General features: G+C 69.2%; 5 protein-coding genes and 2 pseudogenes. 4 read left to right on the forward strand and 3 right to left on the reverse strand.

The annotated features are described in order from the left end of the window. Window positions 1-314, reverse strand: a pseudogene (locus tag FrCorBMG51_RS25390) (hypothetical protein); the annotation flags it as partial. Between the two features lie 691 nt (window positions 315-1,005). Here FrCorBMG51_RS25390 and FrCorBMG51_RS15835 point away from each other — a divergent pair. Together FrCorBMG51_RS15835 and FrCorBMG51_RS15840 are read left to right on the forward strand one after the other, a co-directional pair. After that, window positions 1,006-1,530 (forward strand): peptidylprolyl isomerase, encoded by a 525-nt coding sequence (locus FrCorBMG51_RS15835; RefSeq protein ID WP_047223837.1) that lies wholly within the window; start codon window positions 1,006-1,008, stop codon window positions 1,528-1,530. Window positions 1,531-1,642: 112 nt separating this feature from the next. Further along, the gene (locus FrCorBMG51_RS15840; protein ID WP_235433621.1) at window positions 1,643-2,719 is read left to right on the forward strand and encodes a rhomboid family intramembrane serine protease; all 1,077 of its coding nucleotides are present in this window, start codon (window positions 1,643-1,645) and stop codon (window positions 2,717-2,719) included. 20 nt (window positions 2,720-2,739) lie between these two features. On the opposite strand, the gene FrCorBMG51_RS26950 is transcribed toward FrCorBMG51_RS15840, so the two are convergent. Continuing rightward, window positions 2,740-3,369 (reverse strand): PH domain-containing protein, encoded by a 630-nt coding sequence (locus tag FrCorBMG51_RS26950; protein ID WP_086055493.1) that lies wholly within the window; start codon window positions 3,367-3,369, stop codon window positions 2,740-2,742. Between the two features lie 263 nt (window positions 3,370-3,632). On the opposite strand from FrCorBMG51_RS26950, the gene FrCorBMG51_RS15850 reads away from it, so the two are divergent. Next, on the forward strand, window positions 3,633-5,630 hold the full coding sequence (locus tag FrCorBMG51_RS15850; protein WP_047223862.1) for a glycoside hydrolase family 15 protein: 1,998 nt from the start codon (window positions 3,633-3,635) through the stop codon (window positions 5,628-5,630). Window positions 5,631-5,959: 329 nt separating this feature from the next. On the opposite strand, the gene FrCorBMG51_RS15855 is transcribed toward FrCorBMG51_RS15850, so the two are convergent. Further along, complete coding sequence (locus FrCorBMG51_RS15855; protein WP_047223838.1) at window positions 5,960-6,220, reverse strand: cell division protein CrgA; 261 nt, start codon at window positions 6,218-6,220, stop codon at window positions 5,960-5,962. Between the two features lie 727 nt (window positions 6,221-6,947). On the opposite strand from FrCorBMG51_RS15855, the pseudogene FrCorBMG51_RS15860 reads away from it, so the two are divergent. After that, window positions 6,948-8,587 (forward strand): annotated as a pseudogene (locus FrCorBMG51_RS15860) (AMP-binding protein); the annotation flags it as partial.

The following is an 8,587-nucleotide window of genomic DNA, read 5'->3' on the forward strand; positions in this document are numbered from 1 at the left end:
CGGGCCGCCGCGGCGGCACTTGCCGCGCCGGCGCCGACCAGCAGGATCGCCGTCATGCCGCGTCGCCGGCGGCGGTGTATCCGTTGGAGCTTGTGCTCGGCTCTGGCCAGCTGCTGTTCCAGCAGGTGCTGTGTCTTCTCCGTGTGGGCACGCACTTTTTCCTCCCGGCTGGTGGCTCGTTGGGAACGGGTCCTGTCGATCTGTTGCCCGGCACGTTCGGACATCGTGCTGGCGAGGGTGGCAGCCTGAGTCACCGCTTTGCCGGCACGGTCGGTGACAGCGCTGGACGCGGCCGGGATCTTCTCGGTGGGCACGTGCCCGGCCGCGCTGGAAATCCTCTCCGTCAGCGACCGGGCAACCTGGGCCTGTCGAGCCCGCCCAGCCCGGAGGGCCTGCTGGGCCGGCCCTCCGGGTGTCTCGGTCGCGGAGGGGTCCTGGCCGCCTCGGGCCCGGCCTGTCAATGGTCCGAAGCGGCGTTCCGTGGGTGTTTCGGTCGCGGAAGGATCGTGACCACCACGGACCCGGCTCACCATCAGCGGTCCGAAACGAAGCCCCGTAGGCGTTTCGGCCACGGAAGAATCGCGACCACGCCACCGTCTGCTCTCTCGTTTGTCGCTCATCGGCTCCCCTTCGTGCAACTCGCGTTACGGTCTGCTGAATCTGCCCCTACCCACAATTGAGCTAAGCACAACCAGTGTGCGAATCGTGACAAAACATTCGCTCCTGGTGTATCGCTGGATATCGCCAGGACGGATCTGTCGGTGCCCGCAGGGGCGAGTGCGAGCCCGGCAGGGGTCGGTAGAGCCGCCGGCCCCTGCCGGAACGCGGCGTACACGACCGATCCCATGTGGCCGCTCCCGCGCGATCGGTCGCGCGCGGCTGGCCGCATACGGCCGGACGCATACCATCAGCGGAGCATTCCCAGCACGGCGATCGTTGGACCCACGACGCGACATTCGGCGCCACCGGCGATCAGCCGCTACCGGTACGACGGAAGAGAGGCTCATGGCCGAGGAGCTGTACGCTACACTGAAGACTACTCAGGGTGACGTCGAGATCCTGCTGTTCGAGAACCACGCACCGAAGACGGTGGCGAACTTCGTTGGTCTCGCCACGGGCACGCGGGAGTGGACCGACCCCCAGACGGGTGAGAAGAAGAAGGCGCCGTTGTACGACGGCACGATCTTCCACCGGGTGATCCCAGGGTTCATGATCCAGGGTGGTGACCCGCTGGGTACCGGCCGCGGCGGCCCGGGGTACAAGTTCGCCGACGAGTTCCACCCGGAGTTGCGCTTCTCCCGTCCGTACCTGCTGGCGATGGCGAACGCGGGCCCGGGGACGAACGGCTCCCAGTTCTTCATCACCGTGGCGCCGACGAACTGGCTGGACCGCAAGCACACCATCTTCGGCGAGGTCACCAGCGGCACCGACATCGTCGACGCGATCAGCAAGGCGCCAACCGGGTCCCAGGACCGCCCGGCCAGCGACGTCGTCGTCACGCAGGTCGTCGTCGAACGCCGGCAGGCGTAGCGGCCGGCGGAAACGGGAAGGCGGACGGGGAAGCGAAGGTGTCGGGACCGCTGCGATGAACCCACCCTGGTCGAGGCCTGCGGAACCGGATGTCCCGGATCCCCGTCGGGCGGTGGATGCGGGTGCCGTCCGGGCGCCCGGCCCGCGCCGGCATCAGCTGCCCGGGCAGTACCACGCGTCCGGGCAGCCACCGGAGCCGGCCGGCTGGCGGCCCGCGGATGGGTCCTCGGATCCCTCTGACGGCTGGACGCCGGACGCCCCCTCCGCCACCGGCTCCCGGCCCACGGGCCAGCCGGATCATGGGTCGGCGGCGCATCCTCGTCCCGCCCCCTACTGCTACCGGCACGCCGACCGGGAAACCTACGTGTCCTGCCAGCGCTGCGGGCGCCCGATCTGCCCCGAGTGCATGCGTCCGGCGGCCGTCGGGTTCCACTGCCCGGAGGAGGGCGCCGCGGCGTCGCGCCGTGGCGCTACCTCCCGGCGGCCGATCAACTCGTTGGGCGGCCAGGCCAGGATCAGGCATCCCGGGCTGATCACCCAGCTGCTCATCGGGCTCTGCGTGGCCGCGTACGCCCTGCAGGGGCTGCCAGGCCTGAGCGGCAGCGGCCCCGACAACACCTTCACCCTGGACTACTCCCTGTACGGTCCGGGCATAGCGGCCAACGACGAGTACTACCGGCTGCTGACCGCGGCCTTCCTGCACGCGGGCGTCCTGCACATCCTGTTCAACATGTACGCGCTGTACCTGCTCGGCTCCCAGCTTGAGCAGATCCTCGGACGGGTGCGTTATCTCGCCCTGTTCGTTGTCTGCGCCATCGGTGGCAACACGCTCAGTTATCTGATCAACGGCTGGAACACATTCTCGGTCGGGGCGTCCACCGCAGTGTTCGGGTTCTTCGCGGCGTACTACGTGATCGCCAGACGGCTGCGCGCCGACACCTCGGCGATCCTCATCATCGTCGGCATCAACCTGATCATCACGTTCACCATCGCCAGGATCGACAAGTGGGGCCATATCGGCGGTCTTGTGACCGGGCTCGTGGTGGGGGTGATCTATGCCTATGTGCCGACGCGCCGCGGGTGGGCACAGGCGGTCGCGGTGGGCGCTGTCCTTGCCGCGCTGTTGCTCGCCGCAGCCCTCCGGACATCCGCGGTGACGTCGACGCCGCTGTCGGCGATCGTCCAATAGCGATCCGGCGATCCGGCGGGTCAGCGTAGGCGCAGGCGGATCTCCTCCACCGTCTCGGCGATCCGTTCGGGCTCGGCGCCGAGCTGGCGACGGCTGAGCATGACCGGGCCGTCGATCGTCTCGACCGTGAGGACGCGGACGTGCACAGCGCGACGGTTGTGCGTCAGGGTGCCGGCACGCACCCGTAGCACGGCGGCCCATGGCAGATGCCGCCGGTGGATACCGTCCACCAGGTCGACCCCGCCCTGATCCACGCGCAGCACCGGCCGGGCCAGGGCGTCCCGGCCGGCCAGCAGCAACAGCCCCACCCCCGCGACCCCGATCAACAGCCGGCCGGGACGGTCCAGCGACCCCAGGTGGGCGGCGAGCGTACCCACGGCAGCGACCGCGAGCAGGAACGCGCCGGCGAGGGCATACCCGGCCACCCGCCACCAGGGCGGCGACCAGGCGTGCGCGCCGGCGTCATCGGCACGGCCGGCACCGGTATCGCCCGCATCCGCACCCGCACCCGCATCGGCGCCGGCACCGGCACCGGTATAGCCGGCACCGGCGCCGGTACGGCCGTCGTGGGCGTCGTCGGCGCCGGTACGGCCGTCATCGGCGTGCCGTGGGCCGATGATGTCCCGGCCGTCGAAGTCGTCATCCCGCATGTCGCCCAGCACAGCACATCCCGCGGCACATCCAGCGCCGCCGCCCGCCCGCGCGGGCTGACCGCCGCCCGGCCTGCACTGGGTCGATCTTCATGACGATTACTATCCGCTTTTTCGCCGTCGCTTTGGATGACGGCCTGGCCTGTGTACCGCACCCCGCTGCCGGGGCCTGCGGCCGGAGAAGGAGAAGAGCGGACGTGGCCTCGTTCCAGACAGCGTTCCAGACCGGGTCCCAGACAGCGTTCCAGACCGGATTCCAGACGGTGTCGCCGCCCACCCGGCGTGGCAGCGTCAGCCCGTTTCCGCCCATTGCCGAATACGGCTTTCTCTCCGACTGTGAGACCACATGTCTGGTCGCCCCGAGCGGCAACATCGAGTGGATGTGCCTGCCACGTCCGGATGATCCGTCGGTGTTCGGTTCGATCATCGACCGGTCGGCGGGCGGTTTCCGGTTCGGCCCGGAGCGGACGATGATCCCGGCCGGGCGCCGGTACCTGCCGGGCACGAACATCCTCGAAACCACCTGGCAGACACCCAACGGCTGGCTCATCGTCACCGACTGTCTCATCGTCGGACGTTGGCACCGTACCCAGCAGCGGTCCAACACCCATCGGCGTACCCCGACGGACTGGGACGCCGAACACGTCCTGCTCCGGCTCGCGCGCTGTGAGCACGGCAGTGTCGATCTCACCCTGCTGTGCGAGCCCAACTTCGACTACGGCCGCCGGCCGGGGAGTTGGGCCTACGAGGACGCCGGTTACGGCAGCGCGGTCACCGTCCCTGGCGGCACGGGCCGGGCCGGCGACGCCGTGCCGGCGAGGGGCGGGCCGGACGACGGCCGGCGCGGCCCGTCGGAGCGGCCCGGCCCACGGATCCGTTCACATCCCGACCTGACCCTGCGGCTACGGACGGATCTCCGGCTGGGCTTCGACGGCCGCCGGGCGCATGCGAGGACAACCCTGGCCGAGGGCGGGACGGCCTTCGTGGCCCTGACCTGGCGGGCCAGCGACCCCTTCCTGCCCACCAGCTACGCGGAGGCGACCGCGGCGGTGACGCGGACGACCGCATTCTGGCGGCAGTGGCTCTCCCGCGGGGTCTTCCCGGACCATCCGTGGCGTGGGCATCTGCAGCGCAGCGCGCTGGCGCTCAAGGGTCTGACCTACGCCCCGACCGGGGCGCTGCTCGCGGCGTCCACCACGTCCCTGCCGGAGACACCGCAGGGTGAGCGTAACTGGGACTACCGGTACAGCTGGATCCGTGACTCCACGTTCGCGCTGTGGGGCCTGTACACCCTGGGACTCGACTACGAGGCGAACGACTTCTTCTCGTTCATCGCGGACGTCTGCGAGAACGGCGACGACCTACAGATCATGTACGGGGTCGGTGGTGAGAGCCGGCTGGACGAGCAGGTCCTCGGGCATCTGTCCGGTTACGACGGGGCGTTCCCGGTCCGGGTCGGCAACGCGGCGTTCTCCCAGCGCCAGCACGACCTGTGGGGTGCGATCCTCGACTCGGTCTACCTGCACACCCGGTCGCGTGACTATCTCTCGGAGCGGCTGTGGCCGGTGCTGGTCAGGCTGGTGGAGACCGCTGCCGAGCACTGGCGGGAGCCGGACTGCGGCATCTGGGAGGTGCGGGGAGAACTACGGCACTTCACCTCGTCGAAGGTGATGTGCTGGGTCGCCGCCGACCGGGGCCGGCGGCTGGCGGCGATGCGCGGGGACGCCAAGACCGCGGCCCGCTGGGCGGCCGTCGCCGACGAGATACACGCCGACGTGTGCGCGAACGGTCTCGACGAGCGCGGAGTCTTCACCCAGTGTTACGGATCGAAGGCGCTGGACGCGTCGCTGCTGCTCATGCCGCTGCTGGGATTCCTGCCGCCGACCGATCCGCGGGTACGCGCGACGATCCTCGCGATCGCCGACGAGCTGACGGTCGACGGCCTGGTGCTGCGCTACCGCGTGGAGGAGACCGACGACGGCCTGACCGGGACGGAGGGTGCCTTTCTCATGTGCTCGTTCTGGCTGACATCCGCCCTGGTGGAGATCGGTGAGGTGGTCCGTGCCAGGCAGCACTGCGAGCGCCTGCTGAGCTTCGCAAGCCCGCTGGACCTCTACGCGGAGGAGCTTGACCCGAGCACCGGCCGGCACCTGGGGAACTTCCCGCAGGCGTTCACCCATCTGGCTCTCATCAACGCGGTCATGCACGTCATCCGGGCCGAGGATGCCGCGGGCGAGCCTGGGCCAACTCCGGTGTCCTGACCGTTGCGTCCCCGGGTGTCCGGCGCGCCGTGGTGTTGCCCGCGGCGGCGTCCCGCCGGAACGGATGTTCACCGGCAGCGATGTTCACCCGCAGCGATATCCACACTGTGGACAACCGTTGGGGATGAATGACACCGGTGGAAGTTCCGCCCGTTAGGCGGCGCGGGCCGCCCGGTGGCCAACCGGATCCTCGGCCGGATCCGCCCGGCGGACACCCGTTGGCACGGACACCCGCCGGCGCGGACGCCCGCGCGGACGCGAATCCACCGAAGGTCGACGGATCCGCGGAAGGTCGAGGATTCCCCGGAGAAAGGCCTGCTGGCGAAGGCCTAGCGCCACTGGGTGGAGACGCCGAGGCCGACCACGACGAAACCGAAGCCGATGAGGATGTTCCAGGCGCCGAGGCTGCCCATCCCGGGGATGTCGCCGTTGGAGAAGTAGTAGACGAGCAGCCAGGCGATCCCGATCAGGAAGAGCGCAAGGATCAGCGCGCCCATCCAGGGGGGCGACGGTGGCTTGCGCTTGCGCAACTGGGTGGTCTGGGGTGGTGCGCTGGTCGACTTCTTCTTGCGACGCCGGGAAACGGGCACTTCAGAGCTCCTCGGTGCACTGTATGATCTCCGTGGGCGAAGTGTCACCCGCGCCGCCGGTTGGGCCGGATGGCCGCGCGGGTGCGGATCGCCCGTTTCACAGGGTAGACATCCACTGCGCCGGGATGCGCCGGGGCACCCGAAGGGGCGAAAGTGGATGCTCCTGATCGTGCGTGCTCACCTGCAGGAGTCGGGATCCGGGACGGTCCGACCGCTTCGGAGGCTTCGGCACCGCGGGTGTTCCAGGTGATCGGGGCGGTGTCCGGCGGGCTCCCTGGCCCTGGCCCCGGGCCCGGCGTGGTGGTTCACAGCCGGCTCGTTCGCGCCGCGTCCACGCCGGCGCCGGGGGAGGCACGGGCGCCTCGTCCGGCGCGGACGACGAGTCCCGGTGACGAAACGTGGCAATATCGTCGATACGTTGTGGGCTGCTGCCGTGGATACGGCGGTGGATACCGTCGTGGACGCCGCTGTGGCGGCCACGGGAGCCGCGCGTGCCGGTGATCGGAGAAATCGCGCCTCCCGGGAGCTGTTTCCCTGTCGTTTCCTTGCCAGAATGACGCCCAACCGCAGTCCGACAAGGAAGGTGTCCGCGATGCCTGGTGGATCGACAACCGAGCGGGAGACCGGCACGCTCGAGACCGTCACCTATGCTGACCGGCCGTGGCAGTCGTCGTACGCTGACGGCGTCCCCGCCGAGGTCGAGATCTCTGATATCACGCTGGGTCAGATGTTCGAGAACGCTGCCGCGGAGTTTCCCTCGAACCCGGCGATCTCCTTCTTCGGGACGACGCTGACCTATAGCCAGCTTCGCGAGTATGTTGACGCGTTCGCCGGTGGCCTGGCGAAGCTCGGTGTCGCCGCCGGTGACCGGGTGGCGCTCATTCTGCCGAACTGTCCGCAACACGTGATTGCCTTCTATGCCGTGCTGCGGCTGGGCGCGGTCGTGGCCGAGGCCAACCCGCTCTACACCGAGGCCGAGCTGACCCACCAGCTCTCCGACTGTGGAGCCGAGTACGTGGTGTGTCTGGACCGCGCCTACGCGGTGGTGGAGGCGGCCCGCCGCTCCGGCCGGACCAGGGTTCGCGAGGTGATTTCCACGTCGATTCCCGACTTTCTGCCGAGAAAAGACCAGTTGCTGCTACGACTGCCCATTCCACCGGCCCGCCGGAAGCGTGCCGAAATCGTGACGGAGCTGCCCGCCGGCGCCCGCGCCCACGCTTTCCTCGACGTGTACCGGGGCGGCCGGGCCGCGCCGGTGCGGACGTCGGTGCCGGTGGCCACGTCCGATGTCGCGATCCTGCTCTACACCACGGGGACGACCGGTCCGGCCAAAGGCGCGATGCTGACCCATCGTAATCTTGTCGCCAATGCTGTGCAGTGCCGGGCATGGTTCGCCGACGCGCAGGTCGGGCGGGAGGCCGTCCTCGCGGTCCTGCCGATGTTCCACGCGTACGGGCTGACATTGTGCATGACGGTGGGAATGCTGATCGGCGGGCATGTCGTGCTCGTACCGAAATTCGACGTGACCCTGGTACTCGACGCCATCGCCAGGCACCGTCCGACCATTTTCCCGGGCGTGCCACCGATCTACCGGGCGCTGCTGGACGATCCCCGGTCGAAGAACGTCGACCTGACCTCGATCCGAGGGTGCATTTCCGGCGCGATGAAGCTGCCCGGTGAGCTGCAGCGGCAGTGGGAGGGCGCGACCGGTACCCCGGTCGTCGAGGGCTACGGCATGACCGAGGCGTCCCCGGTGACCCATGCCGGTCCGTTGCGCGGCCAGCTTCGCCCCGGCTGGATCGGCCTGCCCTTCCCGTCCACCGAAGCGAAGATCGTCGACCTGGAGGACAACACGCGGGAAGTGCCGGTGGGGGAGCCCGGAGAACTGCTCATCCGTGGCCCGCAGGTGTTCGCCGGGTACTGGGGGAACCCGGAGGCCACCAGGACCGTGCTGAGCGACGACGGATGGCTGTCCACCGGTGACGTCGCCCGGATGGACACCGCCGGCTGGTTCGAGATCGTCGACCGGAAGAAGGAGCTCATCATCGCGGGCGGGTTCAACATCTCGCCCAACGAGATCGAGGATGTGCTCGCCGGGATTCCCGAGGTTGCCGAGACCGCGGTGATCGGTATCCCGGACGCGTACCGTGGCGAAACGGTGAAGGCATTCCTGGTGCTGCGGCCCGGTACGTCGCTTACCGTCGACGATGTGCGGGCGTACTGTTCCGAACGGCTCTCCGCCTACAAGGTCCCGAAGATCATTGAGTTCCGGACGGAGTCACTACCGAAGATCGGGATCGGCAAGGTGCTGCGCCGCGCGCTGCGTGACGAGGAGCGGGCAAAGGCCCAGCGGCAGGCCGCCGCTGA

Origin of the sequence: Protofrankia coriariae (assembly GCF_001017755.1) — a bacterium.
GTDB lineage: Bacteria > Actinomycetota > Actinomycetes > Frankiales > Frankiaceae > Protofrankia > Protofrankia coriariae.

Excerpts from the sequence above, each read along its gene's own strand:
- FrCorBMG51_RS26950 (WP_086055493.1), bottom strand. The coding sequence starts at position 3,369 with ATGCGGGATGACGACTTCGACGGCCGGGACATCATCGGCCCACGGCAC.
- FrCorBMG51_RS15835 (WP_047223837.1), top strand. The coding sequence starts at position 1,006 with ATGGCCGAGGAGCTGTACGCTACACTGAAGACTACTCAGGGTGACGTC.